Origin of the sequence: Kitasatospora sp. NPDC058032 (genome assembly GCF_042885845.1) — a bacterium.
In the GTDB taxonomy this organism is placed as follows: domain Bacteria; phylum Actinomycetota; class Actinomycetes; order Streptomycetales; family Streptomycetaceae; genus Kitasatospora.
In genome coordinates, this window is the sequence record NZ_JBHVRK010000001.1 from 299,622 (window position 1) to 326,318 (window position 26,697).

The following is a 26,697-nucleotide window of genomic DNA, read 5'->3' on the forward strand; positions in this document are numbered from 1 at the left end:
GTCCCCGCTTCCCGTGTCCGTCGGCCGGCCCGGTGGCCGCCCCACCGGCAGGGTGACACCGCACCCGGGCGCGCCGCCTGAGTACGGGTACTCAGAACACCTCACCCGAACAGGCCCTGACAGCAGGGCAGTTCACCCGTTCAGCCGTCGCTCGGCCCACCGCGCCCACCGCGCCCGCCGCGCCCGCCGCCGTCGCCACCCTCGCCGTCACCGCCCGTCCAGCGGTAGCACAACTCCGGGCGGCCGACGGTGCCGTACCGGGGTTCGCGGGCGGCGAGCCCGGTGTCCACCAGGTGCTCCAGGTAGCGGCGGGCGGTGATCCGCGAGACACCGGCCGCCGTGCCCGCGGCCGCAGCGGACAGGCCGGTGCGGGCCGCGCGCAGCACACCGGCCACGGTGTCCAGCGTCGGCGCGCTCAACCCCTTGGGCAGGGCCGTGCGTTCGGGTGCGCGGAGCAGCGCGAGCGCCTGGTCGACCTCGTCCTGCCCGGTGGCCGGACCGGTCCGGCCGAGGGTGTCCCGGTAGCGGGCGTAGCGCTCCAGGCGGTCGTGCAGCGCGGCGGCGGCGAAGGGCTTCAGCAGGTACTGGACGACGCCCGCGGAGACCGCCTGGCGGACCATGGCGAGGTCGCGGGCGGAGGTGACGGCGATGACGTCGGTGGTGTGCCCGGCGGCACGCAGCGTGCCGCAGAGCTGCAGGCCGTGCCCGTCGGGCAGGTGGAGGTCGAGCAGCAGCAGGTCGACGGGCCGGCCCGCGGCGCGCTCGCGCTCCAGGAAGCGCAGCGCCTGTGCGCAGCCGTGCACGGTGCCGGCGGTCCGGAAGCCGGGTTCGCGGCCGACGTAGAGGGCGTGGGCCGCGGCGGCCACCGGGTCGTCCTCCACGACCAGGACGGAGATCTCGGGCCGCCCCGGCGACGGCGGCGCGCCGCTCACGGGGCCACCGCCAGGTGCCCGTGCCCGTGCTCCCCCGCGTCCGCGCGCGTCGGCCGGTCCAGCGGCAGCCGGACGGTGAGGACGGCGCCGCGCTCCCGGCCGACCTCGACGGTGCCGCCGTTGCGCCGGGCGGTCTGCGCGACGAGCGCGAGCCCGATGCCGCGCCCGTGGCCCCCGCCGGTCCCGTGTCCGTGTCCATGCCCGTGTCCGTGCCCGTGCCCGTCTCCGGCTCCGTCCCGCTTGGTGCTCCAGCCGCGCCGGAACACGTCCTCCACCGCGCCCGGGGCGATGCCGGTGCCGGTGTCCGCGACCCGCAGCAGCAGGTGCTCGCCGTCGATCCGGGCGGTGACGGTGACCTCCGGCGGGTCGGGGCTCTCGGCCGCGCCGGCGATGGCGGCGTCCACGGCGTTGTCGACCAGGTTGCCGAGGACGGTGATGAGGTCGCGCGCGCTCAGGTGGGGCGGCAGCACCCCGTCGTCGATGGAGCTGTCCGGGGTGAGCACCAACTCCACGCCCCGCTCGGCGGCCTGGGCGGCCTTGCCGAGCAGCAGGGCGGCCAGCACGGGTTCGCCGACGGCCGCCACCACCCGGTCGGTGAGCCGCTGGGCCAGGGCGAGTTCGGCGGTGGCGAACTCCACCGCCTCGCGGTGGCGGCCGAGTTCGATCAGCGAGACGACCGCGTGCAGCCGGTTGGCGGCCTCGTGCGCCTGCGCGCCGAGCGCCTCGGTGAAGCCGCGCACCGAGTCCAGTTCGCCGCTCAGCGACTGGAGTTCGGTGTGGTCGCGAAGGGTGAGGACGCGGCCGAGTCCGGTGCCGATGGTGGAGGTGTTGAGCACCACCACCCGCTCGGCGGTCAGGTGCACCTCGTCGCGGACCGGATCGGCCCCCGAGACGGCCGTCACCAGTGCCGTCGGCAGGCCCAGCTCCGCGACCGGCCGGCCTTCCACCGGGCCGGCCAGGCCGAGGAGTTCACGCGCGGCGTCGTTGCAGAGCACCACCCGGCGGTCGCGGTCGAGCAGCACCAGCCCCTCCCGGACGGCGTGCAGGGTGGCCTGGTGGTACTCGTAGAGGTGGCTGAGCTCGTCCGGGCCCATGCCGTGGGTGTGGCGCCGCAGCCGGGAGTTGGCGAGGTAGGTGCCGATGCCGCCGAGCACCAGCGCGCCCGCCGCGACGCCGACCAGGGCGAGCAGCGGCCCGCGCAGCTGGGCGGAGATGGACTGCACCGTGATGCCCGCGCTGACCAGGGCGACCACCCGGTGCCGCTCGTCCAGCACCGGGGTGACCACCCGCACCGAGGGGCCGAGCGTGCCGGTGTACGTCTCGCTGCGGGTCCGGCCGGCGAGCGCCCAGTCGATGTGGCCGAGGAAGGTGCGGCCGATCTGCTCGGGCAGCGGGTGGGTCCAGCGGACGCCCTCGGTGTCCATCACGGTGACGAACGAGACCCCGGTGTCGGCCCGCACCCGCTCGGCGTAGGGCTGGAGCACGGCCGTGGGGTCGGGCGCGGTGACGGCGGCGAGAACGGCCGGGGAGTCGGCGACGGCGCGGGCGACGGCGGTGACCTGGCGGCGGGCGGCGTCCTCGGTGCGGTCGGCGGTGAACAGGTACGCGAGCACCGCCCCGCCGGCCACCACGGCGGCGACGATGACCACTTGGACGACGAAGAGCTGTCCGGCCAGGCTGCGCACCGGCCGGCGCGGCGGGATGAGGGTACGCGCGGACATGCCTGTCAGTGTGCACCACGGGCCCGGTCGTCCCGTCCGGGCCGGGGCGGGAGCGGCGGCCTCGTGAACTCTATGAACGCAAGCGTGACCCGCGTCACGCCTGCCCGCATAGTCGGAGCGGCCCTCCCCCCGGGGCCGCCGGGACCGCACGGTCGCGCGTCCTCACGAGCTCGCCCTCACGAGCTCACCCCCAGGGCCCACCCTCAGGGCTCACCCCCTACGAGAGCGCCTTCATGGACGCACCGGCGCACGCGCGACCGCGCAACAGCAGTGGCGAAGGAGCCGCAGATGTCGATCACCGCAGGAGCCGCACGCGCGGGCACCGCGACGAAGGACCGCACCCACTACCTCTACCTCGCCGTGATCGCGGCGGTCGTCGCGGGCGTCGTGGTGGGCCTGGCCGCGCCGGGCTTCGCGGTGGAGCTGAAGCCGGTCGGCACGGGCTTCGTCAACCTCATCAAGATGATGATCAGCCCGGTCATCTTCTGCACCATCGTGCTCGGCATCGGCTCGGTGAGCAAGGCCGCCAAGGTCGGCCGGGTCGGCGGCCTGGCCCTCGGCTACTTCCTCGCCATGTCGACCGTCGCCCTCGGCATCGGGCTGCTGGTCGGCAACCTGCTGGAGCCCGGTGGCGGCCTCCACCTGACCGCCGCGCTCGCCAAGTCCGGCCACGCCCAGGCCGCCGCCGGCGGCGCGCAGTCGACCACCGACTTCCTGCTCGGGATGATCCCGACCTCCCTGCTCTCCGCCCTGACCGAGGGCAAGGTGCTGCAGACCCTGCTGGTCGCACTGCTGGTCGGCTTCGCCCTGCAGGCGATGGGCCCGGCCGGCGCGCCCGTGCTGCGCGGCGTCGAGCACGTGCAGCGGCTGGTCTTCCGGGTGATGGCGATGATCATGTGGGTGGCCCCGGTCGGCGCGTTCGGGGCGATGGCGGCGGTGGTCGGCGCCACCGGTACGGCCGCGCTGAAGAGTCTCGCCGTCATCATGATCGGCTTCTACCTGACCTGCGCGCTGTTCGTGGTCGTGGTGCTCGGCACGCTGCTGCGCCTGGTCGCGGGCGTCAACGTCTTCGCCCTGCTGCGCTACCTGGGCCGCGAGTTCCTGCTGATCCTCTCCACCTCCTCCTCGGAGAGCGCGCTGCCCCGGCTGATCGCCAAGATGGAGCACCTGGGCGTCAGCCGCCCGGTGGTCGGCATCACCGTCCCGACCGGCTACAGCTTCAACCTGGACGGGACCGCGATCTACCTCACGATGGCCTCGATCTTCATCTCGGAGGCCATGGACAAGCCGATGTCGGTGGGCGAGCAGCTGTCGCTGCTGGTCTTCATGGTGATCGCCAGCAAGGGCGCCGCCGGCGTCACCGGCGCCGGACTCGCCACCCTGGCGGGCGGGCTGCAGTCGCACAAGCCCGCGCTGGTGGACGGCGTCGGCCTGATCGTCGGCATCGACCGGTTCATGTCCGAGGCCAGGGCGATGACCAACTTCGCGGGCAACGCCGTCGCCACCGTGCTGATCGGCCAGTGGACCGGCGAGTTCGACCGCGAGCGGGCCCGGCAGGTGCTGGCGGGCACGGTGCCGTTCGACGAGCGGACGCTGCTGGACGCCGACGCCCACGGCGCCCCGGCCCCGCACCCGGACCCGGCCCCCGCCACGGCTACGAGCCCCGCCACGGCCCCCGCCCCCGGGCCCGTCACCACCACCGCCCCGGCCCCGGCGCCCGCCGCCTGAGCCGTCCCACCCCCCGACTCCCCGGTCCGGCGCCCCGTCCAACCCCCCGGAAACGGCGCCGGACCGGGGGCTTCGCCCCTCCGCTCAGACCTCCTCGGACCCGCTGACCGCCCAGCTCAGGCCGGTCACCGGGTCCTCCAGCGCGAGGTGCAGGTGCCGCAACCGGTCCGCCGGGTCCTCCCAGGTGAAGCAGCGCATCCGGGCGACCAGCGCGCCCACCTCCCCCCGGTCCACCCGCTCCGGTCCCCGCAGCCCCAGCCGCACCGGCGACCCCGGTGACCCCGGTGACCCCATCGGCCCCGGCGATCCCATCGGCCCCGGCGATCCCACCGGCCCCGGCGGCAGCGCGGCACCGGCCATCGCCGCCAGCGCCCGCCACAGCGCGAGCCGCCCGTGCGCCGCGCCGTGCGCCCGGTCCGCGACGCCCGCCTGCACCAGCGCCGGCCAGGCGAGCGCGAACGGCAGGTACCCGCCGGTGACCAGCCGCCCGGGCGCGAGCTGCGCGGCGGCGAGCGGTGCCGGCCCCCGCACGCAGACCGCCCGCGCCCACCCGGCCAGTTCGGCGAGCGCCCGGGTGGCCGGCTGCCCGGGCAGCCGGGCGCCGGGTTCGGGCAGTTCCACCGGGGCCAGGCCCTCCCGGCTGGCCGGCAACGTGAGCAGCGCGCTGCGCGAACCGCCGTCGCGCAGGTACTCGCGCACCGGCGCCCCCTCGCCCCGGCCCGCCGCCTCCCACGGCTCCAGCCGCAGCGGGACGCCCTCCCGGTCCGGCTCGGCGTCCCGCGAGAGGTCCTCGCCGAGCAGCACCCGGGTCTGCGCGACCAGCCGCCGCACGGGGGGCGGGCCGAGCAGCGGGGCGAGGCGTCGCCAGCGGTGCCGGGTCGCCAGCACCTCCCAGAGCGGTCCGGCGTCGTGGTCGGCGACACCGGCGGCGGTGCCGGGGCCCCCGTCCGGGTCGAACAGCCGGGCCGCCACCTCGGGCGGCGCCGCGTACGCGATCAGGTGGCCGAGCGGGGCGGTCGCGGCGGCGGCCCGGCCCCGCGCGGCGCCGGTGGGTGCGGGGTCGAGCGCGACGGCGGCGGCGCGGGCCTGCCGGTAGGCGCCCAGCAGTTCGATCCAACGGCCCTCGTCCGCCAGGGAGCGGAGCCGGTGCTCCTCGTACGTGATCACGGTTCAGCGTACGGGCGGGACCGGCGCCCCACCTGACAGACCGTCAGCTCGGCGCGCCGGAACCGGCCCCGTCGGCCGTCTCGTGCTCGCGCTCCCGTTCGAGAACGGTCCGCAGCCGGTCCAGTGCCCGCCGCCGGGTGAGGGCCAGGGTGGAGCGGTGCACGCCGAGCAGGGCCGCGGCCTCCTCCAGACCGTACCCGTCGAGGTCGACCAGCAGGACGGCGCGCGCCTGCTTGGCCGTCAGGCAGCCCAGCAGCCGGACGACCTCCCAGTGCGCCTGCAGCTCCGCCTGCCCGCCGGCCTCCGCGCCGAGCGCCTCGACGTCCTCCAGCACCTCGAACGGCACCAGTCGGCGGCGGTCACGGCGCCACTCGTCGCGCACGACGTTGACCATCACGGTGAACGCGTAGGCGTAGGGCCGCGGATGGCCGAGGAAACGGGCCGGCCGCCGGGCGATGCGCACATACGCCTCGTGGACGACGTCCCCCGCACCGAACGGATTTCCGACCAGACGGACGGCCGCCCGGTGCAGCCGGGGCAGCAATTCCGTGAACACCCGGTCGAATTCCGCCGATTCGGCCCCGGAACAGCCGCCCGCTCCCCCGTCGCCCCGACAGCCCGGCGTTCTCCCCATGCCGCCCCCTCGGAAATCGGCACCCCGAATCCCGGTCGGCCGCCACCGGCCGGAACTCCCATGACGCGTCGCGCATCACGGTTCGCCGTCCTTTTGCCCGCTGCGGGTCCCGGTGATGCGTCGGCGCCGCCGAAAGAGAAGGAAAAGGAAGAACCGCGGAAGGGCGGTACGGCACGCCGCACCGCCCTTCCGGCTCCCCCACCCGCCGATTCACTCATTCACGCACGCACGCACGCGTTCATTCGCGCATTCGAGCATTCGAGCATTGGAGGGTCCGGTTCGAGGCGCCGGGCATTCGAGGGTTCAGGCATTCCCGCATTCACTCACACGCGCGGCGTCAGCCGGACCCGCATGGGGCTCTTCACCTGGAGCGTGATGCCCTGGCCGAGCCGCACCCCGTGGTCGATCGCCTCCAGGTCGAACGCCCGCAGCAGCGAGCCCAGCGCCAGCACCGACTCCAGCATCGAGAAGTGCTGGCCGATGCACGCCCGCGGCCCGCCCCCGAACGGGTACCAGGCGTACCGGTGCCGTTCCTTCTCCCGCTCGGGCAGGAAACGGTCGGGGTCGAAGCGGTCGGGCTGCTCCCAGTGGCCCGGGTGCCGGTGGGTCACCCAGGGCGCCAGGATCACCTGGGCACCGGCCGGGATCACGTACCCGTCGACCACCGCCTCCTCCACCGAGCGGCGCCCCATCTGCGAGGCGGCCGGGTAGAGCCGCATGGACTCCTTCAGCACCCGGGTCAGGTAGGGCAGCGACTCCAGGTCGGCGGCCTCGGGCTCGCGGCCGGCCAGCACCGCGTCCGCCTCCTCCCGCGCCAGGCGGCGCTGCTCGGGGTGCTTGGCCAGCAGGAACAGCGCGAAGGCGAGCGAGGTCGCGGTGGTCTCGTGCCCGGCCAGCAGGAAGATCAGCACCTGGTCGCGCAGCTCCTCCGGGTCGAGCCGCTCGCCGTCCTCGCCGCGGGCCCGGGTCAGCAGCTCCAGCAGGTCGTCCTGGCCGGCCGCACCGCCCCCGAGGCCGTCGCCGCCGGAGATCCCGGACCGCTTCGCCCGCCGGGCCCGCTCGGCGATGATCCGGTCGCACACCGCGTACAGGTCGTGGCGCGCCTCGGCGCCGCGCCGGTTGGACGGCGTCGGCCAGGAGAGCGGCATCCGGACCGGCGCGAATCCGCGTTCGAGGACGAACTCGCCCATCACCGGGAAGCTGCGGTGCACCACCTCCACCGCCGCCTCCACGTCCGACCCGAACAGGATCCTGGACACCGTGCGCAGGGCGAAGCGGGACATCTCCTCGGCCACGTCGACCACGCCGTCGGGCACCGCCCGCCACCGGTCGGCGAGCGCCCGGCACTCCAGGCCGACGGCCTGCGCGTAGCCGTCCACCCGGCGGCGGGTGAACAGCGGCTGGATCAGTCGGCGCTGGCGCTGGTAGTCGCCGTCCTGGCTGGTCAGCAGGCCGTTGCCGAGGCTGGTCCGCAGTTCGTCGTAGAAGCTGTTGTCCTTGCGGAAGTTGGCGGCCTGGCTGCCGAGCACCTGGTGCGCGCCCTCCGGGGAGAACACGGCGTAGAACTCGGCGCGCAGCCCTGGCGGGCCGGCCGTGAAGCGCACGACGTCGCCGTAGTCGCGGCGGGCGTCGAGGTAGGTCCGCAGCGGACGCCGGGTCAGATCGAACAGCGAGCCCACCAGGGGAAGCCCCAGCGGTCCCGGTATCCGCTTCACGGCAGCGGCAGCGGTGGCGCCGGCAGTGGCGTCGGCGGCGGCGGCGGTCTGCGTCATGTCCCCTCCTCGGTCGTGCCCTCGTACCGCTCCAACGTAACTGAGTGGTAATCAGAGCAGAAGGAGCGCACGAGGCGACCCAGCGGGCGCCACACGGCGCTCGCTGAGCCGTTCGCGCCCCCTGTCCGTGGCCCGTGCCGCCCTCGCGGGTGGCAGCGGCGCCGCGGACGGACTCGGCTCCTCCCCGGTTCGGACGGCCCGGCCGCATCCGCGCCCGCGTCCGCACCCTCGCGCCACCCCACGGCCGGAGCGCCACCCGGAGGGCCCCTTGCCGATGCGATGGGAAGGACGATAATCGGCCCGCATATGCGGCACTATGATCGGGATATCGGCCGCACGTGCGTCCATCACCCCGCGCCCTTCCGGCGCGACCAGGAGGGGAAGCGAAGGAATGACCATCCGCAGACTCACCGCCGCCGGCGCCGCGGCCCTCGTACTCGCCCTCGGCGCCACCGCCTGCGGCAGCGACGGCGGCTCGGACACCAAGGACGGCGGGACGGCGGGGTCGACAGCGGCATCGGCGTCGACGTCCGCCCCGGCCGAGGCACCGGCCCCGTCGGCCGGCGTCCCGAAGGCGTCCGGTTCGATCACCGTGTTCGCGGCCGCCTCGCTCAAGGAGACCTTCACCGACCTCGGCAAGAAGTTCGAGGCCGCCAACCCCGGCACCAAGGTCACGTTCAACTTCGGCGGCAGCTCCTCCCTCGCCACCAGCATCAACTCCGGCGCGCCCGCCGACGTCTTCGCCGCCGCCAGCCCGGCCACCATGAAGACCGTCACCGACGCGGGCGGCGCCGCCGGCGAGCCGAAGACCTTCGTACGCAACACGCTCACCATCGCCGTCCCCAAGGGCAACCCCAAGCACCTCGCCGGCCTCGCCGACCTCACCGCCCCCGGGGTGAAGGTCGCGCTCTGCGCCAAGGAGGTGCCCTGCGGCGCCGCCGCGCTGACCGCCCTCAAGGCCGCCGGCGTCAATCTCACCCCGGTCACCCTCGAACAGGACGTCAAGGGCGCGCTGACCAAGGTCGAACTGGGCGAGGTCGACGCCTCCCTCGTGTACCGCACCGATGTGCGGGCCGACGCCGGGAAGATCGACGGCGTGGACTTCCCCGAGGCCGCCCAGGCCGTGAACGACTACCCGATCGCCGCCCTGGCCAAGGCCCCCAACAAGGACGGCGCCGCCGCCTTCGCCGCCTACGTCCGGTCGCCCGAGGCCCAGCAGGTGCTGACCGCGGCGGGCTTCCAGGCCCCGTGATCCGCCGCACCGGCCGACCGGCTCCGGGTGGGCGCCGAGGCGCCGGCCACGTCGGCCGCGTCGGCCGACGGAGGGCCCACCGGGTGCCGGTCACGCTGCTGCTCCCGGCGCTGCTCGGCCTGGCGTTCCTCGTCCTCCCGCTGGTCGGACTGCTGGTGCGGGCGCCGTGGAGCACGCTGTCCGAGCAGCTCACCAGTCCGCAGGTGTGGGAGGCGCTGCGGCTGTCGCTCGTCTGCGCGACGGCGGCGACGGGCGTGTCGCTGGTGCTGGGCGTGCCACTGGCCTGGCTGCTGGCCCGGACCGAGCTGCCGGGCCGGCGGCTGGTCCGGGCCCTGGTGACGCTGCCGCTGGTGCTGCCGCCGGTGGTCGGCGGCGTGGCGCTGCTGCTGGTGCTCGGCCGGCGCGGCATCGTCGGCTCCTGGCTGGACTCCGCCTTCGGCCTGACCCTGCCGTTCACGACCACGGGTGTGGTGATCGCGGAGGCGTTCGTCGCGATGCCGTTCCTGGTGATCAGCGTCGAGAGCGCACTGCGCGCCGCCGACCCTCGCTACGAGGAGGCCGCCGCGACGCTGGGCGCCTCCCGGCTGACCGTCTTCCGGCGGGTGACGCTGCCGCTGATCGCCCCCGGGATCGGGGCCGGGGCGGTGCTGGCCTGGGCGCGGGCGCTCGGCGAATTCGGCGCGACGATCACCTTCGCGGGCAACTTCCCCGGCCGTACCCAGACCATGCCGCTGGCCGTCTACCTCGCGATGGAGTCGGATCCGGAGGCGGCGATCGCGCTCTCGCTGGTGCTGCTGGTGGTGTCGATCGCGGTCCTGGCCGGGCTGCGCGAGCGCTGGATGTCCACGCCGTGACGCCCGTGCCCGCCGTCGTGACGGCCGTCGCGCCGGCCGCGTCCTCCGTCCTGCCGCCGGCCCGCCCGGACCCCGATCCCGGAAGACCCCGCCGATGACCCCGCCGATGACCCCGACCGATCCCGCCGCTTCCGATCCCGCCGCTTCCGATGTCGCCGCTTCCGGCCTGGACGCCCGGCTGCGGGTCGAGCGCGCCGCCTTCACACTGGACCTCGCGCTCACCGCCGCCCCCGGCGAGGTGGTCGCGCTGCTCGGCCCCAACGGCGCCGGCAAGTCCACCGCCCTGCGCGCGCTCGCCGGACTGCTCCCGCTCGGCGGCGGCCACCTGCACCTGGACGGCCACGTCCTGGAGGACCCGGCCCGCCGGCTGCACACCCCGGCCGAGGAGCGCCCGGTCGGGGTGGTGTTCCAGGACTACCTGCTCTTCCCGCACCTGAGCGCCCTGGACAACGTGGCGTTCGGCCCGCGCTGCCAAGGCCGCTCCAAGCGTGAGGCGCGCGCCGAGGCGGCCGGCTGGCTGGAGCGGATGGGCCTGGCCGAGCACGCGGACGCCCGGCCGGGCCGGCTCTCCGGCGGCCAGGCACAGCGGGTGGCGCTGGCCCGGGCGCTGGCCGTCCGGCCCCGACTGCTGCTCCTGGACGAGCCGCTGGCCGCGCTGGACGCCCGCACCAGGCTCGACGTCCGGGCCCAGCTGCGCCGCCACCTCGCCGCGTTCGAGGCGGTCGCGGTGCTGGTGACGCACGACCCGCTGGACGCGATGGTGCTGGCCGACCGGCTGGTGGTGATCGAGGAGGGGCGCGAGGTGCAGTCCGGCGCCCCGGCCGAGATCGCGCGCCGGCCGCGCACCGACTACATCGCCCGGCTGGTCGGGCTGAACCTCTACCGGGGAACGGCGGACGGGCACCGGGTGACGCTGCCGCAGGGCGCCGTGCTGACGACGGACGAGGAGCTGTCCGGGCCGGCGTTCGTTGCCTTCCCCCCGTCCGCCGTGACCCTGCACCGGTCACGGCCGGAGGGCAGCGCGCGCAACGTCTGGGAGCTGACGGTGAACGGCCTGGACCTGCACGGCGACCAGGTGCGGGCCGACCTGGCCGGCGCCGTCCCGATGGCCGCCGACCTGACGCCGGCGGCCGCCGCGGAGCTCGGGCTCGCCCCCGGCTCGGCGGTCTGGGCCGCCGTCAAGGCCGCCCAGACCCACGCCTACCCGGCCTGAGGGGCGCGGGACGGGCCGGCGAGAACAAACGCGCAACCCACGGGTTGCACATGGCGGCCGGAACGTGCGACCCTCGGGCAACGGGTCGAGGAGGTTCACGGCATGGTCGCCGACGGCATCGAGCGCGAGATCACCATCGCGGCACCGCGCGAACGGGTCTGGGAGGTGCTCACCCAGGCCGAGTTCCTGAGCACCTGGTTCGGCACCGGCGACCCCGGGGCGCAGCCGACGCCGATCGAGCGACTGGACCCGCCCGCCGTCCTCGCCCTCCGCCGCCACCGGCACGCCGCCACGAGCGGGGACCCGGCCGACCTCACCACCCTGGTGACCTTCACGCTGACGACGGAACCGGGCAACCACACCCGTCTGCGCCTGGTGGAAAGCGGTCCGGCACTGCGCACCCGCACCAACCGGACCGGCACCGGCTGGACCCGCAGGCTCACCGAGTTCGCCTGCCACACCGAGCGCCTCCCGCACCGCGGGCCCCGGCCGACAGATGCCGGCTGACAGGCAACGGGTCTCCCGCCACGACGAGGCGATGCCGCCGGACCGGCCGTGAGCGCCTGCTCCCGAGGCCGGCCGGAGCGCCGGGGCAGCCCGGGCGGACCGGCCCACTTTCGGCCAGATACCAGCCCGGTGGGCTTGGCGCGATCGGTTACCGGATACACACTCTCAGGCACCAAAGCATCTCCCGGGCTACATGTGAATGAACACAGGGGTGTGTCAGCGCATGGTGAGTGTCGAAGCAGTTGACCTGCAGCTTCAGTACTTTCCCGAGCGGGGCTTCCTGGTACTGCCAGGCTGGCTTCCGCCCGCCCTCGTCGACCGCCTCGCAGGCGAGGTGGACTTCTGGGTGGACGCCGGGTGGCGACAGCGGTCGATCGACGCCAGCCTGCGCCCCGCGGACACCGCGGCGCCCCGGGTCGTCGAACTGGACCTGGAGGCGCACGGCGAACTGGCGGTGCATCCGCCGCTGCTGGACCTGCTCTCCCGGGCCGAACTGCTCGGCGACTCCTTCGTCTTCCACCACCTGCACAGCGACCGCCGGCCGTGCGCCGGCGGCGGGAAGAGCTGGCACCACGACTACGAGCAGCCGACCGGAGGCGGGCGCCGGCACCCGATGGTCCACGCCCTGCACTACATCCGCGGCCTGCGCCCCGGCACCGGCTCCCTGGTGGTCCTGCCCGGCTCCCACCGGGAACGCCTCGGCAAGCAGGCCCGCGGCCACCTGGGCACCGGCGCGATCCCGGGAGAAGTGCTGATCGACGACCTGCCGCCGGGATCGACCGTGCTGCTGCACTCCGCCCTCTTCCACACCCGCCGCGCCCCCGCCGCACCGGAGGCCGGGCAGCGCTACATGATCGACGCCTCCTACTGCCGCACGGGCACGCTCTGGCCCCCGGTCAAGCCGTACTGGCGGCAGGTCCTGGCCGCCGCCCACCGCAGGGGCCTGACCCGTGACCGATGGCCGGAACTGTTCGCCGCACGACACTTCACCGAGTACGTCCCGGCCGTCAGGACAGGGGCATGAGGGTTCTGGAGGCCGTGCCGTTCACGACGGTCATGGACCACTTCGCGCGGCAGCACCCCTACGACCCGCAGGACGGCGCCAACTCCAACGACGAGGCCGAAGGCCACATCCGCAACGCGCAGGCCGCCCTGCGGGGCCGCTGGCACCGGGTGCTGCTGGACGGCCCGGAGGTGATGCGCGTGGTGCTCCCGTGGCACCTGGGCGAGGACGGGGAGGTGGAACTGATCCCCCGCACCGGCCTCACCGTGGCCGACGCCGCCCGCCGGCTGACCCGTCTGCGCGCCGCCTACGCCGCGACCAATCCGCTGTGCGCGGCCAAACTCGCCCGACAGGCCGCCGCCCCGCCGCTGCCCCTGTTCCTGAGCACGGTGCCGATGCCCGGCCCCGACTACGAGCACCTGGCGGTGCGCGAGGGGCTGATCCACCTGGACGGCCTGCACCGGATGCTCGCCTGGGCCACGGCCGGACGGCTGGCCCCCGGCCGGTGGACTCCCGCGTACGTCGCCGGGCTAGCCCCGGCCGACGTACGGCATGGAGCTGGGCATGACCAGGACTGACTGGATGTTCACCCCGCGCGGGAGGGCGGCCATGGCCCGGACCATGTCCACCACGTGCCGCACGTCCATGGTGGGCTCGACCCGCAGCGAGCCGTCCGCCTGCCGCACGGCCGGCTGCGGCCGGTCCTCGGGGGTGACGTTGCCGATGTCGATCTGGCCGCAGGAGATGTCGTAGCGCCGGCCGTCCAGGGATAGCGCGCGCGTCATCCCGGCGACGGCGTGCTTGGCCGCGGTGAACGCGATCGAATCCGGCCGCGGGACCTGCGCGGAGGGAGCGCCGTTGTTGATGATCCTTCCGCCCCGCGGATCCTGATCCTTCATCAGCCGGAAAGCGGCCTGCGAACACAGGAAGGTGCCCGTGGCGATGGAACCCATGACGCGGTGCCAGTCCGCCACGCTCACCTCCTCGACGGGGACGTACGGCATGACGTCGGCGGCGTTGTTGAACAGCACGTCGAGCCGGCCGTACCGGCGCGCCACGGCCTCGAAGAGGGCGTTCACCGCCTCGGGGTCCGTGATGTCGGCGGACATCGGCACGGCCCGTTCGCGCCGGTCGGCCGGGGCGAGGGCGGCGGTCTCCTCCAACGGCCCTGGACGGCGCCCGACGAGGACCACCGTCCACCCGTCGTCCAGCAGGCCCAGCGCGCAGGCCCGTCCGATGCCGCGTCCCGCTCCCGTGACGACCGCCGTGCGCACGACCACCTGGCATCTCCCCTTCCCGTCCCACGGCCCCACCCGGGCACGCCGGTCATCCGAGCGTGCCCGCCCACCCGACCCCCGAATCAGGAGCGGCACATGATTGGCGACATCCAGGCGCCGGACGGCACCGACGGCAGCCGCCGGTGGTACGAGCGGGCACGGAAGTCCCTCGCCGGCGGCATCAGTTCCTCCGCCAGGCTGACATCCACCGGACCCCACCCGTACCCGCTGTACATGACCGAAGGCCGCGGAGCGCGCATCCGGGACGTGGACGGCAACGAGTACGTCGACTACCTGGCCGCGTACGGCAGCGCCGTCCTCGGACACGCGCCCGCCGTCCTCACCGAGGCCCTGGAACCGGTGCTGCACAGCGGCACGATGTTCGGCACCTGCAACACCGCGGAGGTCGAACTCGCCGAGCTCATCCAGGAGATGGTCCCCTGCGCGGACCTCGTACGGTTCGCCAACTCCGGCAGCGAGGCCGTCCAGGGGGCCGTGCGCGCCGCCCGCGGCCACACCGGCCGGGCGAAGATCCTCAAGTTCGAGGGCCACTACCACGGCTGGACGGACGTGCTGGCCGTCTCCAACCGGCCCACCGCGGACGAAGCGGGTCCCTACGACCGTCCGCGCGCCGTACCGCACTCCCCGGGCATCCCGGACGGGGTCGTGGACGACGTCGTGGTCTGCCCGTGGAACGACCCCGCCGCCCTGCGCACCGCACTCGACGCCCACCGGGGCGAACTGGCCGCCGTCATCTGCGAACCGATCGTCGCCAACAACGCCTGCACCATGCCCGCGCCCGGATACCTGGAGCTGTTGCGGGACGAGTGCACCCGCCGCGGAATCGTGCTGATCTTCGACGAGGTCTGCACCGGCTTCCGCACCGCGCCCGGAGGCGCGCAGGCCCTGTTCGGGGTCGTCCCCGACCTCGCGGTCTACGCCAAGGCCCTGGGCGGCGGCCTGCCCATCGCCGCCTTCGCCGGCCGGCGTGAGGTGATGGAACGCCTCGCCACCGGCCACACCAAGCACGGCGGCACCTACAACGCGTCCCCGCTGTGCGCGACCGCGGCCCTGGCCACCCTGCGGGAGCTGCGGCGCCCGGAGGTCACCGCGCACATCGACGCGACCGGCCACCGGATCATGGAGACCATCCGACGAGCCGCCCACGACCGCGGCGTGCCCTGCGCCGTCCAGGGCGTCGGCGCCATGTTCCAGGTCGTGTTCACCCCCGGCGGCACCCCCACCACGCAGTACCGGGACCTCCTCGACGCCGACACCGCCCGCTACGCGGCCTTCCGCCACGAACTGCTCAAGCAGGGCGTGCACGCCAACGCCTACGGCATGGCCTGCTGGTTCGTCTCCGCCGCCGTCACCGCCGACGACCTCGGCGCCACGTCAAAGGCCATCGAACGCTCCTTCGACGCACTGTCCGCCGACTGACCTTCGCCCGCCCGTCGGCGGTTCAGCCGCCCGGAGCCCGGGGGTCACCGCTCCCAGGACGCCCACCCCCACCGGGAGTAGAAGCCCTTCCCTCCGGCCCGCACCCGCCCGATCGCCACCCGCCCCTCCGAGCGAGCGTCCGCCGGGAGGCACGCGACCGAACCGCCGGGAACGCGTGCCTCACCGCCGCGCCGCGAGGTCGACAGCATGGTGCGTCACGAGCGTCACAGGCGCGGGAGGGGGCAGTAGCGCTCGCCACCCTCCACCGCGACCGTCGGCCCGGGGGCGATCTCGGTGAAGCCCGCGTCGTGGACCACGGGCAGGCCGCCGGTGACCAGCTCGGCCCATGCCTGCGGCGTCGCCGTGCGGACGGCGAGGGGAAAGCCGCTCCCGGCCCACTCCTTGCGCCGCGCCGCGTCCAGCCGCCACCAGGCGAGCTGCGCGGCGTGGCCGGTCTGCGCCATCGTCTTGCCCGCGCTCATCTCCAGCTCCGGGTTCAGCCAGAGCACCGGCACGCCCGGCGCCGGGGCGTCGACGGGGCCGGTCTCCTCCAGGTCGGTGCCCGACACCTGGAGCTTGGCCAGTTCCTTCGGCCAGCCGTCCAGCGGGACCGGCGGGAAGACCCGCACCTCCGCCTCCCGGCCGGTCACCGTGATCCCGGGCAGCTCCCCGGCCCGGCGCCACTCGCCGCCGCGCGCCCGCCGGACCACCTTGCGGATCCGCGCGTCCTCCCAGGCCGCGACCCGCTCCGCCCACTCGCCCCCGGCCTCGGCGGCCCGCGGGTCGGCGAGCAGCGTCAGCACCGCGCGCGCCGAGGTCTCCAGCGCGTCGGTCCGCCCGGGCGGCGTCGCGCGCTCCAGTCGGACGACCAGCGGCAGCACGTACTGCGGCCGGGCGTCGCGGTCCTCGGGCGTCGGGTCGGGATCCGGGGTGTCGAACGGAGAAGTCACCCGACCAGCATGCCAGCCCCCGCGCCTGCGCTCACCGGCGGTAGCCGCGCTGCGGGTCCCGCTCCTCCGCGTCCTCGTAGGTCAGGAACCAGCCCTCCGGGTGGGTCGCCGTCAGCAGCAGCTCGGCGCGCTGCTCTGCGGTCAGCTCCGGATCGCCGTCGTCCGGCCCGTAGACGCCGAACAGCTCGTCGTGGCAGCCGTCCCAGTCGTAGTCGTAGAGATCCGCCGGCAGGTCGCCCATCATGTCGGCGACCGACTCGGGCTGCGCGCCGAGCAGCGCCCGGGCGTCGACCAGCGCCATCCGCAGCGCGATCTCCTCCGCCAGGCAGCGCGGCAGCGGCCACTCGCCGAGCGCGAGGTCGTCGGCGAGGTCGTCGAAGGTGCGGGCCATCGCGCGGCGCCAGCTGCGGTGCAGCCGCCAGGTGCGCTGCGGCAGCCGCCCGAACACCGTCCAGTCGGCCTCCTCACCGTCGGCGACCGGCTCGTCCTCGTGCTCGTCGAGGTCGTCGTAGGCGGCGTCGGCCAGCCCGAGCAGCTGGGCGTGCAGCAGGCAGGCGGTGCGCGGGGTGAGCGTCCAGTCGCCGGCCGCGCCGCCGCCGTCCTCCTCGCCCTCCAGCGGGAACAGCTCGGCGAAGTCGGGCGCGAAGTCCTCGGTGACGCTGATCTCCAGCGTGCCGCCGATCGCCTCGACCCCCGGGATCGCCGCCACCAGCCGGTCCGGGTGGAGCAGCGCGCCCAGCGCCGCGTTGGCGTCCTCGGCCACCTCGCGCAGCAGCTCGCGGCGCTGCCCGGCCGGATCGATGCCCTCGAAGTCCAGTTCCTCCACGGCCGCGATGGCCGCGGCACGCAGCGCCGGCCAGTTCGTGATCCGCAGGCCCAGGACCACCGTCGCCTCGATCTCCTGCGCGTCGGAGTCCTCCGCCGCGCCCGGCCCCTGTGGATGATCGCTTCGCTCGCCCATGGGGCTACGGTACGGCCTTTCGGCCCTCCGATCACCGGTCTGTTCCGGCTACCCTACGCGTTCTCGCCGTTACCGCCCCGCGTGTCCCCGCGCACGCCCCGCGTGCCACTGTTCGACGACGTCCGAATTCCCAGCAGGATGGGGCCCATGGCAAACATCGACGAGTACGGCGGCGGGCAGCGCCCGGACGCCCAGGTGCTGGTAGTGACCACCAACGACATCCCGGGCTACCGGGTCGACCACGTGATCGGCGAGGTCTTCGGCCTGACCGTGCGCAGCCGGCACATCGGCAGCCAGATCGGCGCCTCCCTGAAGTCGCTGGTCGGCGGCGAGCTGCGCGGTCTGACGAAGACGCTGGTGGAGAGCCGCAACGAGGCGATGGAGCGGCTGGTCGAGCAGACCAAGGCCCGCGGGGGCAACGCGGTGCTGATGTTCCGCTTCGACGTCACCGAGGCGGCGGACGTCGGCACGGAGGTCTGCGCCTACGGCACGGCGGTGGTGATCTCCCCGGCCACCGTCTGACCCCGGCGGCCGGACCGCGGCGCCCCGACCACGGTGGGCGGGGAGTGTTCCCGGGAACACTCCCCGCCCACCGGATGTTTCACCGGCGTGACTGTTTACGGTGCAACCACTTCGGATGCCGCCCCGGACGAGGGCCGCAGGGTCGACGTGCTGGTGATCGGCGCGGGCCAGGCGGGCCTGTCCGCCGCCTACCACCTGCGCCGTCGCGGCTTCGCGCCGCACCGGGCGGACACCGACGGCGGGTTCGTCGTCCTCGACGCCGACCGCGCCCCGGGCGGCGCCTGGGCCCACCGCTCGCCGTCCCTGCGGATGGCCACCGTGCACGGCTTCCACGACCTGCCCGACTTCGAGCTCCCCGCACCCGACCCGGACGCCCCCGCGCGCGCGGTCGTCCCGGGGTACTTCGCGGCGTACGAGGCGAAGCACGCGCTCCCCGTCGTACGCCCGGTCAAGGTGCTGGCGGTGCGCTCCGCCTCCGCCCGGCCGGACGCCCGGCTGCTGGTCGAGACCGACTCCGGCACCTGGTCCACCCGGGCAGTGATCAACGCCACCGGCACCTGGACCCGTCCCTTCCTCCCCCACTACCCGGGCCGCTTCGGCGGCCGGCAGCTGCACTACGCCGCCTACCGGGGCCCGGAGGAGTTCGCCGGCAAGCGGGTCGTGGTGGTCGGTGGCGGGGCCTCGGCGATCCAGGTGCTGTCGGAGGTCGCGGCGGTCGGCGAGACCGTCTGGGTCACCCGCACCCCGCCCGTCTACCACGAGGGGCCGTTCACCCCCGAGTACGGGCGCGCGGTGGTCGCCAAGGTCGAGGAGCGGGTCCGCCAGGGGCTGCCGGTGCGCAGCGTGGTGAGCGTGACCGGGCTCGGCCCGTCGGTCGCCTACCGCCGGGCCGAGGAGCTGGGCGCGCTGCACCGCCGCCCGATGTTCGACCGCCTCACCGAGCACGGGGTCGCCTGGGGCGACGAGGAGCTCGCCGTCGACGCGATCGTCTGGGCCACCGGGTTCCGCCCCGAGGTCGGCCACCTCGGCCCGCTCGGCCTGCGCTCCCCCGGCGGCGGGATCGCCGTCACCGGCACCCGCGCCACCGCCGACCCGCGCGTCCACCTGGTCGGCTTCGGGCCGTCCGCCAGTACCGTCGGCGCCAACCGGGCCGGGCGGGCGGCGGTCAACGACATCGTCGGGCTGCTCGGCGCCCCGGCCCCGGACGTGGCCGTCGCAACGGTGCCGGTGCCGATGCCGGTGCCGATGCCGGTGCCGGTGCCGATGCCGGTCGGCGGCTGACGGAGCGACGACCGGCGGGACGGCGGCGCCCGCCGGCCCTCACCGTGCCCGCGCGGGGCCGTCGTGCGCAGCGGCCCAGGAGCCCAGCTCCCGCACCGCCGCGTGCAGCGACTCGCCGAGGCCGGTCAGCGCGTACTCGACGCGATACGGGGACTCGGCGCGAGCGGTGCGGCTGACGTACCCCTCGGCCTCCAGGGTGCGCAGCGCACGGGTCAGCATCCGTCGGCTCAGGTCGGCGACGGCGCGGTCCAACTCGTTGTACCCGCGCGGGTGTTCGGCGAGCAGGCAGATCAGCACGACGCTCCAGCGGTCCCCGATCCGGTGCAGGACCGCCGTCGCCGGGCATCGTGCGCGGTCCTGCGTGGTGACCGGTCGCACGGCGCCGACCGGAGAGCCGTCCGTGCCAGTGGACATGAATGTTCCTTCTTTCGACGACCCGCCGACCCCACCCATGATCGCTCCAAGACACCCGCACAGTCGAGGAGTTCACATGCTCGCAGTAACCGGAACGGCCGGGCGCTTCGGCCGGCTGGCGCTCGCCGCCGTACTCGACCTGACCGGCGGCCGGGCCGGCACGGTCGCCCTGACCCGCGATCCGGCCCGGGCCGGCGCGGACCCGGCCCGGCCCGGCCTGTGCGTCCGGCAGGCCGACTTCGCCCGGCCCGCCACCCTGCCGCCGGCACTCGCCGGGGTCCGGCGGCTGCTCCTCGTCAGCACCGAGCGCTCGCCCCGACGGTTCCAGCTGCACGAGGCGGCCGTCGAGGCGGCCGTCGCCGCCGGGGTGGAGCACCTCGTCTACACCTCGGTGGTGCGCGCCGGCGATCCGGCCAACCCCGTCCCCGAGGCCGCCGACCACCGGCGGACCGAGCGGCTGCTCGCCGCATCCGGCCTGGCGCACACCGTCCTGCGGTTCAACGTCTGGCCGCAGATGCTGCTGCTCTCCGGCCTGGCCCGGCTCGCGGTCGCCCACGGGGAGCTGCCCAGCAGCGCCGCACACGGCCGGGTCGGCTACATCACCCGCGAGGACACCGCCCGGGCCGCCGCCCGCGTCCTCACCGGCGCCGTCCTCACCGGCGCCGTCGACACCGCCGCCGCGCCGGGCGCCACCGGGGCCGTGCTGAACGTGACCGGTCCGGGCCTGACCGACGCCGAGGTCGCCGCCGCGCTCGGCGAGGCCACCGGACGGCCGGTGCGGCACCGCCCGGTGGCCGACGCGGACGTCCCCGGCGCGCTCACCGCGCTCGGCGTGCCCCCGGCCCTGGCCGCCGGCTGGGGTGAGAACGACCCGTTCCGGCGCCAGGGCTGGTTCGACGTCGCCGACGACGGCACCACGCGGCGGCTGCTCGGACGCGCCCCGGTCACGCTCGGCGCGTTCTTCGCCGCCCACCGCGCGGAGCTGACGGCGGCAACGCCTTGACGGGTCGGCCGGCCCGGTGGCCGCCGGGCCGGCCGCCCGGTCAGCGGTCGTAGTCGACCGTCACCCTGTCCGTCACCGGCCGGGCCTGGCAGGTGAGGACATAACCGGCCGCCAGTTCCTTCTCCTCCAGGGCGAAGTTGCGCCGCATCTCCACCTCGCCCTCCGTCACCAGGGCCCGGCAGGTGCCGCAGACCCCGCCCTTGCAGGCGAACGGCAGGTCCGGGCGGGAGCGCTGCGCGCCGTCCAGGATCGACCGGTCGCACGGCAGCGACAGGGTGCTGCCCCGGCCGTCCAGGACGACGGTGACCTCGCTGTACCCGGCCGCGCCGCCGTCCGGGGTGTCCTCGGCGCGCTCGGCGACGGGCTCGTCCTCGGCGTGGAACAGCTCCTGGTGCACCCGCTCCGCCGGGACGCCCAGCCCGGCCAGCAGTTCCTTCGCCCCGGTGACCATGCCGAACGGCCCGCAGAGCCACCAGTGGCCGACCGCCGCCGTGTCCACCAGCGCCGTCAGCAGCGCCCCGACCCGCTCCGGGTCCAGCCGGCCGCTGAGCAGTTCGGCGTCCCGGGTCTCCCGGGAGAGCACGTGGACCAGCTGGAAGCGGTCCAGGTAGCGGTCCTTCAGGTCGGCCAGCTCGTCGGCGAACATCACGGTGTCGCTGCGCCGGTTGCCGTAGAGCAGGGTCACCGTGGAGGTGCGGTCGGCGGCCAGGACGGAGGCCGCGATCGAGACCATCGGCGTGATGCCGGAGCCGGCCGCCAGCAGCACGTGGTCGGCGGGCTCGGCGAGGTCGGGGGTGAACAGGCCGGACGGCGTCAGCACCTCCACCTCCTCCCCCGGCCGGGCCTCGCGCACCAGCCAGCGGGAGAACAGCCCGCCCGGCACCTCCCGCACACCGATCCGCAGCGGGCCGCCGGCGGGGGCGCAGATCGAGTACGAGCGGCGCTCGTCGACGCCGTCCACCACCCGGCGCAGCGTCAGCGTCTGGCCCGGGCGGAAGGCGTACGCGTCCGCGAGCCCCGGCGGCACGGTGAAGGTGACCGCGACGGCGTCCTCGCAGAGCCGCTCCAGGCCGGCGATCCGCAGCGCGTGGAAGGTCGGCCGGCGGGCGCCGCGCACGGCGGACGGCGGGGTCGCTGGCTCGTCGGGCCGGGTCGTCGGCTCCGCGGGCTGGGTCGTCGGCTCCGCGGGCTGGGCGGCGGGCAGGTCCGCGGAGGGGACGGCGGACGGGACGGCGGCCATTCAGATCTCCTTGACGCGTTCGAAGGGCTCGCGGCAGTCCCGGCAGCGCCACAGCGCCTTGCAGGCGGTGGAGCCGAAGCGGGACAGCTCCTCGGTGTCGGTGCCGCCGCAGAGCGGGCAGGTGACGGGCGCGGGGACGTCCCCGGAGGCGGCACCCGCGGCACCCGCGAGCCGGGTCGGGCCGAGGCTCAGCGGTGTGCTCCCGCCACCGGTGCGCCCGCCGGCGGCCGCGCCGCCGGGCCGGGGCGGGGCGATGCCGGCCTCGGCCAGCCTGCGCCGGCCCTCGGGGGTGATCCGATCGGTCGACCAGGGCGGATCCAGCCGCAGCCGGACCCGGACGTCCGCGAAGCCGGCCGCGCGCAGCCGCCGGTCGACGTCGGCGGCCATCTCGGCGACGGCGGGGCAGCCCGAGTAGGTCGGGGTGAGCCACGCGGTCACCGTGTCGCCGTCCTCCGCGACCTCGGCGAGCACGCCCAGGTCGGCCAGGGTCAGCATGGGCAGCTCCGGGTCCGGCACCGCCGCCGCGACCGCCCAGGCCGACCCCGCGGCCACCTCGGCCCCACTCGACGCGCGTGCCCCGGCCACGGCCGTCACCACGTCGCGCCCGGGTGCGCGCGGGCCAGCACCTGCAGCTCGGCCAGCAGCGGGCCCAGCGCCTCGGTGTGCACCCCGTCCCGCCCGGCCCGGCCGCCGACGGTCGCGAGCCCCGGCACGTCCGGCACCGTCAGCGCGGCCTGCCCGCACACCGTCGCCAGCGAGCGCAGCACCGGCTCGCGCAGCGTCGCCGGGTCCACCCCGACCCGCGCCTCCACCGGGTGCGCGGTGAACAGCTCCTCCAGCAGCGGCCACACGGCGTCCAGCCCGGCCTGCATCCGCGCGGCCGAGTACGGCGTACCGTCGCCGAGCCGCAGCGTCCACGCCGTGGCGTACTCGCGGTGGTACGCCAGCTCCTTCGCCCCGCGCGCCGCGACCGCCGCCAGCACCGGGTCGGCGTGCCCGGCCAGCGCCTCGTAGAGGGCGCCGCGGGCGGTGGCGAAGAGCAGCAGACGGGCGATCGAGTACGCGAAGTCCCCGTTCGGCGCCTCGACCAGGCGGACGTTGCGGAACTCGTGCTCCTCGCGCCAGTACGCCAGGTCGTCCTCGGTGCGCCCGGAGCCGTCCGCCTGCCCGGCCCGGGTGAGCAGCAGACGGGCCTGGCCGAGCAGGTCGAGGCCGAGGTTGGCGAGCGCGACCTCCTCCTCCAGCTCCGGAGCGCGGGTGCACCACTCGATCAGCCGCTGGGCGAGGACGAGCGCGTCGTCGCCCAGCATCAGGCAGTAGGCCGCGAGCTCGGCGCCGTCCAGGCCGGGCGGCACGGCGGTGTCCACGCCGAGCAGCGGGTCGGCGAAGCCCGTCCCGTACGCCCAGCGGCCCTCGCCCTCGGGCTCGGGGGACGCCTCGGCGAGGCTCAGGTACACGTGGTCGTCGGTCACGTGGTCGTCGGTCATGGTTCGGCTGCTCCCGGTCAGATGTGCGGGACATCCTCGGGGATGTCGTAGAAGGTCGGGTGGCGGTAGACCTTGTCGCCGCTGGGCGCGAAGAAGGGGTCGCGCTCGTCCGGGGTGGAGGCGGTGATCGCGTCGGAGCGCACCACCCAGAGGCTGACGCCCTCGTTGCGGCGGGTGTAGAGGTCGCGGGCGGCGAGCAGGGCCATCCGGTCGTCGGACGCGTGCAGGGAGCCGACGTGCACGTGGTTCAGGCCGCGCCGGGGGCGCACGAACACCTCGTAGAGCGGCCAGCCGGCCTTGGACTCGGTCACTTTCCGTTCTCCTCTTCCGCGTGCTGTCCCGCTGCCGTGTCCGGTTCGGTGCGCGCTTCGGTGGGCGCTTCGGTGCGCGCGCCGGCTTCGGCGCGGCGCTTGGCCGCGTACGCCGTGGCCGCCTCGCGCACCCAGGCGCCGTCCTCGTGCGCGGCCCGGCGGCGCTCCATCCGCTGGGCGTTGCACGGGCCCTCGCCGTGGATGACCCGGGTCAGCTCCGACCAGTCCGGCTCGCCGAAGTCCCAGCCGCCGCGCTCCTCGTTCCGGCGCAGCTCCGGGTCGGGGAGCGTGACGCCGAGGTGCTCGGCCTGCGGGACCGTCATGTCGACGAAGCGCTGCCGCAGCTCGTCGTTGGTGTGCCGCTTGATCCGCCAGGCCATCGAGCGGGCGGTGTTCGGCGAGGCGGCGTCCGAGGGGCCGAACATCATCAGCGACGGCCACCACCAGCGGTCCACCGCGTCCTGGACCATCGCGCGCTGGGCGTCGGTGCCGCGCATCAGCGTCATCAGCAGCTCGTAGCCCTGGCGCTGGTGGAACGACTCCTCCTTGCAGATCCGGACCATGGCGCGGGCGTACGGGCCGTAGCTGCAGCGGCAGAGCGGGACCTGGTTGCAGATCGCGGCGCCGTCGACCAGCCAGCCGATCACGCCGACGTCGGCGAAGGTGAGGGTCGGGTAGTTGAAGATCGACGAGTACTTCTGGCGGCCGGAGATCAGCTTCTCGGTGAGTTCGGCCCGGTCCACGCCGAGGGTCTCCGCGGCGGCGTACAGGTACAGGCCGTGGCCCGCCTCGTCCTGGGCCTTGGCGAGCAGGATCGCCTTGCGGCGCAAGGAGGGGGCGCGGGTGAGCCAGTTGCCCTCGGGCTGCATGCCGATGATCTCGGAGTGCGCGTGCTGGGCGATCTGGCGGACGAGGGTGGCCCGGTAGGCGTCGGGCATCCAGTCGCGGGGCTCGATCCGCTGCTCCGCGGCGATGACGGCCTCGAACGCCTCCTCGGGCGACGCCCCGGGCCGCTCGGCCACCTCTGCTGTCACCACGGTCCCCTTTCGCTGGCTGTCGTCCCGGCCGCTCAGGCCACCGCCGGGGGCTACCGACCAACCGTTCGGTCGGTTCCATTGTGCGGGGCAACGGGGCGGCTGACAAGGGAGCGCCGCCGGTGACGGGTGGCCCCGGAGCGTCCTCCCGGGCCGCCCAGGGCAAAAACCGGTGGCCCGCGCCCGGCCCGCGGACAAGACTCCCCGGTATGACACTGCACGCGGACGAGATCCCGGCCGGCGAGGACCTCGTCCGGTCCCTGCTCGACGCCCAGCGGCCGGAGTGGGCCGCCCTGCCCCTGACCCCGGCGGGCGCGGGCACGGACAACACCATGTACCGGCTCGGCGACGAGCTGCTCGTCCGGCTGCCGCGCACCCCGGACGCCGCCCGGTCGGTGCACAAGGAGCAGCGATGGCTGCCGCGCCTGGCCCCGCTGCTCGACCGCACCGTCCCCGCGCCCGTGCACACCGGGGTGCCCGGCGAGGCCTTCCCGCTCGCCTGGTCGGTCTACCGCTGGATCGACGGCGACGAGGCCGGACCGTCGAGCGTCCGGGACTGGGCCGGCCTGGGCAGCGACCTGGCGGCGTTCGTGCGGGAGCTGCACGGCCTCGACCTGATGGGCGCGACCCGCGCGGACGAGCTCAGCTGGTACCGCGGCGGTTCGCTGCGGGAGTGCGAGGAGTGGACCGCCCGGTCCCTCGCGGGCTGCCGCGCACTCGTGGGTGCCGAGGGGAGCGGTGAGCTCGACGTCGACACGCTGGAGCGGCTCTGGCGGGCCGCGCTCGCGCTGCCGGAGCCGTCCGCGCCGCACGTCTGGCTGCACGGCGACCTCAAGCCCACCAATCTCCTGGTCCGGGACGGCCGGCTGCAGGCGGTCATCGACTTCGGCTGCCTCTCGGTCGGCTTCCCGGACGCGGAGCACTCGACCGTCTGGGACCTGCCGCCCGCGGCGCGCCGTGCCTACCGGGACGCGCTCGACCTCGACGGGGCGACCTGGACGCGCGCCCGCGCCTGGGCGATCGCGGTCGCGGCCAGCGGAATCCCGTACTACTGGCACACCTATCCGGCGTTCGTCGCCGAGTGCCTGGCCCGCCTGGAGGCGATCCTCGCCGACGCCGCCTGACCGGGCGACGCCGTCCGGCCCGGCGGCGCCACCTGGTCGGACGACGCCGCCCGGCCGGGCCGGAACGGGTTCAGCGCAGGGCGGCCAGCTCCTCGGCGCGGGCCGCCCGCCGGGCGAACACCTCCGCCTTCTCCTCCTCCATGCGGCGCAGCGCGGTGCGTCGGCCCCGGGCGGTGAGGCGGTCGATGTAGAGGCCGCCGTTGAGGTGGTCGGTCTCGTGCTGGAGGCAGCGCGCGAAGTAGCCGTGTCCCTCGACGACCAGCGGTCGTCCGTCGAGGTCCCGGCCGCGGACGACCGCCGTATCGGGCCGGGCCAGTTCCAGGTGCGGGCCGGGGACGGAGAGGCAGCCCTCGGCGGCCTCGACGAGCCGGCGCGCGCCCGTCGGCAGCGCGTCGAGCACCGGGTTGAGGATGTGGCCGACGTGGCGGACGCCGTCCTCGTCGAAGCAGTCCCAGACGAAGGCCCGGAGGTCGACGCCGATCTGGTTGGCCGCCAGCCCGACACCCTCGGCAACCCACATGGCGGCGAACATGTCGTCGATCAGCCGGGCCGTCTCGGGTGAACCGAACTCGGCCTCCGTCACGTCCTGGCAGCGCCGCCGCAGGACGTCCTCGCCGACGACGGTGACCCGTCGCACCTCGCCCCGCAACGCCTCCGGCGGAACCTCCGGGTACGCGCTCACCGCCTCGCCCTGGACCCGCACCTGCTCCACGGCGGGCATCGCCCGCCGTGCTGTTCCGCCTCGTGCCACGGTTCTCTCCCCTCCGCGCGGCCCGCTTGTGCCGCGTGCGCTGTCCGTGCCGTCCGTGCCGTCCGTGCCGTCCGCGTCGGCAACGCATCCGGTGCCGACGCCCTCACTCTGCCACACTT

Annotated in this window: 27 protein-coding genes; 12 read left to right on the top strand and 15 right to left on the bottom strand. The window is 75.1% G+C overall.

Annotated elements, in window-relative coordinates:
• Positions 1 to 140 precede the first annotated feature (140 nt).
• Together ACFVUH_RS01340 and ACFVUH_RS01345 are read right to left on the bottom strand one after the other, a co-directional pair.
• Positions 141 to 932 (bottom strand): response regulator, encoded by a 792-nt coding sequence (locus tag ACFVUH_RS01340; RefSeq protein WP_387910372.1) that lies wholly within the window; start codon positions 930 to 932, stop codon positions 141 to 143.
• On the bottom strand, positions 929 to 2,653 hold the full coding sequence (locus tag ACFVUH_RS01345) for an ATP-binding protein (RefSeq protein ID WP_387910374.1): 1,725 nt from the start codon (positions 2,651 to 2,653) through the stop codon (positions 929 to 931). Before ACFVUH_RS01345 ends, ACFVUH_RS01340 begins: the two co-directional genes overlap by 4 nt.
• A gap of 288 nt (positions 2,654 to 2,941) precedes the next feature.
• On the opposite strand from ACFVUH_RS01345, the gene ACFVUH_RS01350 reads away from it, so the two are divergent.
• Positions 2,942 to 4,381, top strand: coding sequence for a cation:dicarboxylate symporter family transporter (locus ACFVUH_RS01350; RefSeq protein WP_387910376.1), 1,440 nt, complete (start codon positions 2,942 to 2,944; stop codon positions 4,379 to 4,381).
• Between the two features lie 84 nt (positions 4,382 to 4,465).
• Here ACFVUH_RS01350 and ACFVUH_RS01355 read toward each other — a convergent pair whose 3' ends face one another.
• The 3 genes from ACFVUH_RS01355 to ACFVUH_RS01365 form a co-directional block, all read right to left on the bottom strand.
• Complete coding sequence (locus ACFVUH_RS01355) at positions 4,466 to 5,548, bottom strand: hypothetical protein (RefSeq protein ID WP_387910377.1); 1,083 nt, start codon at positions 5,546 to 5,548, stop codon at positions 4,466 to 4,468.
• Positions 5,549 to 5,591: 43 nt separating this feature from the next.
• Positions 5,592 to 6,104 (bottom strand): RNA polymerase sigma factor, encoded by a 513-nt coding sequence (locus ACFVUH_RS01360; RefSeq protein WP_387910378.1) that lies wholly within the window; start codon positions 6,102 to 6,104, stop codon positions 5,592 to 5,594.
• A gap of 401 nt (positions 6,105 to 6,505) precedes the next feature.
• Positions 6,506 to 7,954 carry a cytochrome P450 gene (locus tag ACFVUH_RS01365; RefSeq protein WP_387910380.1) on the bottom strand — a complete coding sequence of 483 codons (1,449 nt, stop codon included), beginning with the start codon at positions 7,952 to 7,954 and terminating at the stop codon, positions 6,506 to 6,508.
• 391 nt (positions 7,955 to 8,345) lie between these two features.
• On the opposite strand from ACFVUH_RS01365, the gene modA reads away from it, so the two are divergent.
• From modA to ACFVUH_RS01395, 6 genes are all read left to right on the top strand, one after another.
• Complete coding sequence (gene modA, locus ACFVUH_RS01370; RefSeq protein ID WP_387910382.1) at positions 8,346 to 9,206, top strand: molybdate ABC transporter substrate-binding protein; 861 nt, start codon at positions 8,346 to 8,348, stop codon at positions 9,204 to 9,206.
• Entirely contained in the window at positions 9,203 to 10,060 is an 858-nt protein-coding gene (locus ACFVUH_RS01375; protein WP_387910384.1) for an ABC transporter permease, read from the top strand. The genes modA and ACFVUH_RS01375 overlap by 4 nt, the downstream gene beginning before the upstream one ends.
• Positions 10,061 to 10,166: 106 nt before the next feature.
• Positions 10,167 to 11,273 (top strand): ABC transporter ATP-binding protein, encoded by a 1,107-nt coding sequence (locus ACFVUH_RS01380; RefSeq protein ID WP_387910386.1) that lies wholly within the window; start codon positions 10,167 to 10,169, stop codon positions 11,271 to 11,273.
• A 102-nt stretch (positions 11,274 to 11,375) separates the two neighbouring features.
• Positions 11,376 to 11,780 carry a hypothetical protein gene (locus ACFVUH_RS01385; protein ID WP_387910388.1) on the top strand — a complete coding sequence of 135 codons (405 nt, stop codon included), beginning with the start codon at positions 11,376 to 11,378 and terminating at the stop codon, positions 11,778 to 11,780.
• A gap of 223 nt (positions 11,781 to 12,003) precedes the next feature.
• Positions 12,004 to 12,804, top strand: a complete 801-nt coding sequence (locus ACFVUH_RS01390; RefSeq protein ID WP_387910390.1) for a phytanoyl-CoA dioxygenase family protein — start codon at positions 12,004 to 12,006, stop codon at positions 12,802 to 12,804.
• On the top strand, positions 12,801 to 13,361 hold the full coding sequence (locus ACFVUH_RS01395; protein WP_387910392.1) for a DUF6309 family protein: 561 nt from the start codon (positions 12,801 to 12,803) through the stop codon (positions 13,359 to 13,361). The genes ACFVUH_RS01390 and ACFVUH_RS01395 overlap by 4 nt, the downstream gene beginning before the upstream one ends.
• On the opposite strand, the gene ACFVUH_RS01400 is transcribed toward ACFVUH_RS01395, so the two are convergent.
• On the bottom strand, positions 13,314 to 14,063 hold the full coding sequence (locus ACFVUH_RS01400; protein WP_387910394.1) for an SDR family oxidoreductase: 750 nt from the start codon (positions 14,061 to 14,063) through the stop codon (positions 13,314 to 13,316). The two genes, ACFVUH_RS01395 and ACFVUH_RS01400, sit on opposite strands and share 48 nt — an antisense overlap.
• A 93-nt stretch (positions 14,064 to 14,156) precedes the next feature.
• Between ACFVUH_RS01400 and ACFVUH_RS01405 the strand changes: the two genes are divergently transcribed.
• The gene (locus ACFVUH_RS01405) at positions 14,157 to 15,500 is read left to right on the top strand and encodes an aspartate aminotransferase family protein (protein WP_387910396.1); all 1,344 of its coding nucleotides are present in this window, start codon (positions 14,157 to 14,159) and stop codon (positions 15,498 to 15,500) included.
• A gap of 224 nt (positions 15,501 to 15,724) precedes the next feature.
• Here ACFVUH_RS01405 and ACFVUH_RS01410 read toward each other — a convergent pair whose 3' ends face one another.
• Together ACFVUH_RS01410 and ACFVUH_RS01415 are read right to left on the bottom strand one after the other, a co-directional pair.
• Positions 15,725 to 16,450, bottom strand: a complete 726-nt coding sequence (locus ACFVUH_RS01410; protein ID WP_387910398.1) for a peptidyl-tRNA hydrolase — start codon at positions 16,448 to 16,450, stop codon at positions 15,725 to 15,727.
• 31 nt (positions 16,451 to 16,481) lie between these two features.
• Positions 16,482 to 17,411 (bottom strand): hypothetical protein, encoded by a 930-nt coding sequence (locus tag ACFVUH_RS01415; RefSeq protein ID WP_387910399.1) that lies wholly within the window; start codon positions 17,409 to 17,411, stop codon positions 16,482 to 16,484.
• Between the two features lie 147 nt (positions 17,412 to 17,558).
• Between ACFVUH_RS01415 and ACFVUH_RS01420 the strand changes: the two genes are divergently transcribed.
• Both ACFVUH_RS01420 and ACFVUH_RS01425 read left to right on the top strand, forming a co-directional pair.
• A complete protein-coding gene (locus ACFVUH_RS01420) occupies positions 17,559 to 17,933 on the top strand; it encodes a YbjQ family protein (protein WP_355362963.1) in 375 nt (124 codons plus the stop codon).
• Between the two features lie 87 nt (positions 17,934 to 18,020).
• The gene (locus tag ACFVUH_RS01425; RefSeq protein ID WP_387910400.1) at positions 18,021 to 19,214 is read left to right on the top strand and encodes a flavin-containing monooxygenase; all 1,194 of its coding nucleotides are present in this window, start codon (positions 18,021 to 18,023) and stop codon (positions 19,212 to 19,214) included.
• A 39-nt stretch (positions 19,215 to 19,253) separates the two neighbouring features.
• Here the strand turns inward: ACFVUH_RS01425 and ACFVUH_RS01430 are convergent, their stop codons facing one another.
• Entirely contained in the window at positions 19,254 to 19,628 is a 375-nt protein-coding gene (locus tag ACFVUH_RS01430) for a helix-turn-helix domain-containing protein (protein ID WP_355362959.1), read from the bottom strand.
• 76 nt (positions 19,629 to 19,704) lie between these two features.
• Here ACFVUH_RS01430 and ACFVUH_RS01435 point away from each other — a divergent pair, with 76 nt between their 5' ends.
• Positions 19,705 to 20,631, top strand: coding sequence for an NAD(P)H-binding protein (locus tag ACFVUH_RS01435; protein WP_387910402.1), 927 nt, complete (start codon positions 19,705 to 19,707; stop codon positions 20,629 to 20,631).
• A 40-nt stretch (positions 20,632 to 20,671) separates the two neighbouring features.
• Here the strand turns inward: ACFVUH_RS01435 and paaE are convergent, their stop codons facing one another.
• The 5 genes from paaE to paaA are packed head-to-tail and all read right to left on the bottom strand — an operon-like array spanning position 20,672 to position 24,703.
• Positions 20,672 to 21,871 (bottom strand): 1,2-phenylacetyl-CoA epoxidase subunit PaaE, encoded by a 1,200-nt coding sequence (gene paaE, locus ACFVUH_RS01440; protein WP_387910404.1) that lies wholly within the window; start codon positions 21,869 to 21,871, stop codon positions 20,672 to 20,674.
• Positions 21,872 to 22,456 (bottom strand): 1,2-phenylacetyl-CoA epoxidase subunit PaaD, encoded by a 585-nt coding sequence (paaD, locus tag ACFVUH_RS01445; protein WP_387910406.1) that lies wholly within the window; start codon positions 22,454 to 22,456, stop codon positions 21,872 to 21,874. It abuts the gene before it with no gap.
• A 5-nt stretch (positions 22,457 to 22,461) separates the two neighbouring features.
• Positions 22,462 to 23,343, bottom strand: coding sequence for a 1,2-phenylacetyl-CoA epoxidase subunit PaaC (gene paaC / locus ACFVUH_RS01450; protein ID WP_355363007.1), 882 nt, complete (start codon positions 23,341 to 23,343; stop codon positions 22,462 to 22,464).
• Positions 23,344 to 23,375: 32 nt separating this feature from the next.
• Positions 23,376 to 23,669, bottom strand: coding sequence for a 1,2-phenylacetyl-CoA epoxidase subunit PaaB (gene paaB, locus ACFVUH_RS01455; protein WP_344330439.1), 294 nt, complete (start codon positions 23,667 to 23,669; stop codon positions 23,376 to 23,378).
• The gene (paaA, locus tag ACFVUH_RS01460) at positions 23,666 to 24,703 is read right to left on the bottom strand and encodes a 1,2-phenylacetyl-CoA epoxidase subunit PaaA (RefSeq protein ID WP_387910408.1); all 1,038 of its coding nucleotides are present in this window, start codon (positions 24,701 to 24,703) and stop codon (positions 23,666 to 23,668) included. The genes paaB and paaA overlap by 4 nt, the downstream gene beginning before the upstream one ends.
• 209 nt (positions 24,704 to 24,912) lie before the next feature.
• On the opposite strand from paaA, the gene ACFVUH_RS01465 reads away from it, so the two are divergent.
• The gene (locus tag ACFVUH_RS01465; RefSeq protein ID WP_387910410.1) at positions 24,913 to 25,827 is read left to right on the top strand and encodes an aminoglycoside phosphotransferase family protein; all 915 of its coding nucleotides are present in this window, start codon (positions 24,913 to 24,915) and stop codon (positions 25,825 to 25,827) included.
• Between the two features lie 70 nt (positions 25,828 to 25,897).
• Here the strand turns inward: ACFVUH_RS01465 and def are convergent, their stop codons facing one another.
• Positions 25,898 to 26,548, bottom strand: a complete 651-nt coding sequence (gene def, locus ACFVUH_RS01470) for a peptide deformylase (protein ID WP_387910757.1) — start codon at positions 26,546 to 26,548, stop codon at positions 25,898 to 25,900.
• Positions 26,549 to 26,697: the final 149 nt, after the last annotated feature.

Coding starts and splice junctions, on each gene's coding strand:
- ACFVUH_RS01345 (WP_387910374.1), bottom strand. CDS start 2,653: ATGTCCGCGCGTACCCTCATCCCGCCGCGCCGGCCGGTGCGCAGCCTG.
- ACFVUH_RS01350 (WP_387910376.1), top strand. CDS start 2,942: ATGTCGATCACCGCAGGAGCCGCACGCGCGGGCACCGCGACGAAGGAC.
- ACFVUH_RS01365 (WP_387910380.1), bottom strand. CDS start 7,954: ATGACGCAGACCGCCGCCGCCGCCGACGCCACTGCCGGCGCCACCGCT.
- modA (WP_387910382.1), top strand. CDS start 8,346: ATGACCATCCGCAGACTCACCGCCGCCGGCGCCGCGGCCCTCGTACTC.
- ACFVUH_RS01380 (WP_387910386.1), top strand. CDS start 10,167: ATGACCCCGACCGATCCCGCCGCTTCCGATCCCGCCGCTTCCGATGTC.
- ACFVUH_RS01385 (WP_387910388.1), top strand. CDS start 11,376: ATGGTCGCCGACGGCATCGAGCGCGAGATCACCATCGCGGCACCGCGC.
- ACFVUH_RS01390 (WP_387910390.1), top strand. CDS start 12,004: ATGGTGAGTGTCGAAGCAGTTGACCTGCAGCTTCAGTACTTTCCCGAG.
- ACFVUH_RS01395 (WP_387910392.1), top strand. CDS start 12,801: ATGAGGGTTCTGGAGGCCGTGCCGTTCACGACGGTCATGGACCACTTC.
- ACFVUH_RS01405 (WP_387910396.1), top strand. CDS start 14,157: ATGATTGGCGACATCCAGGCGCCGGACGGCACCGACGGCAGCCGCCGG.
- ACFVUH_RS01415 (WP_387910399.1), bottom strand. CDS start 17,411: ATGGGCGAGCGAAGCGATCATCCACAGGGGCCGGGCGCGGCGGAGGAC.
- ACFVUH_RS01420 (WP_355362963.1), top strand. CDS start 17,559: ATGGCAAACATCGACGAGTACGGCGGCGGGCAGCGCCCGGACGCCCAG.
- ACFVUH_RS01430 (WP_355362959.1), bottom strand. CDS start 19,628: ATGTCCACTGGCACGGACGGCTCTCCGGTCGGCGCCGTGCGACCGGTC.
- ACFVUH_RS01435 (WP_387910402.1), top strand. CDS start 19,705: ATGCTCGCAGTAACCGGAACGGCCGGGCGCTTCGGCCGGCTGGCGCTC.
- paaE (WP_387910404.1), bottom strand. CDS start 21,871: ATGGCCGCCGTCCCGTCCGCCGTCCCCTCCGCGGACCTGCCCGCCGCC.
- ACFVUH_RS01465 (WP_387910410.1), top strand. CDS start 24,913: ATGACACTGCACGCGGACGAGATCCCGGCCGGCGAGGACCTCGTCCGG.
- def (WP_387910757.1), bottom strand. CDS start 26,548: ATGCCCGCCGTGGAGCAGGTGCGGGTCCAGGGCGAGGCGGTGAGCGCG.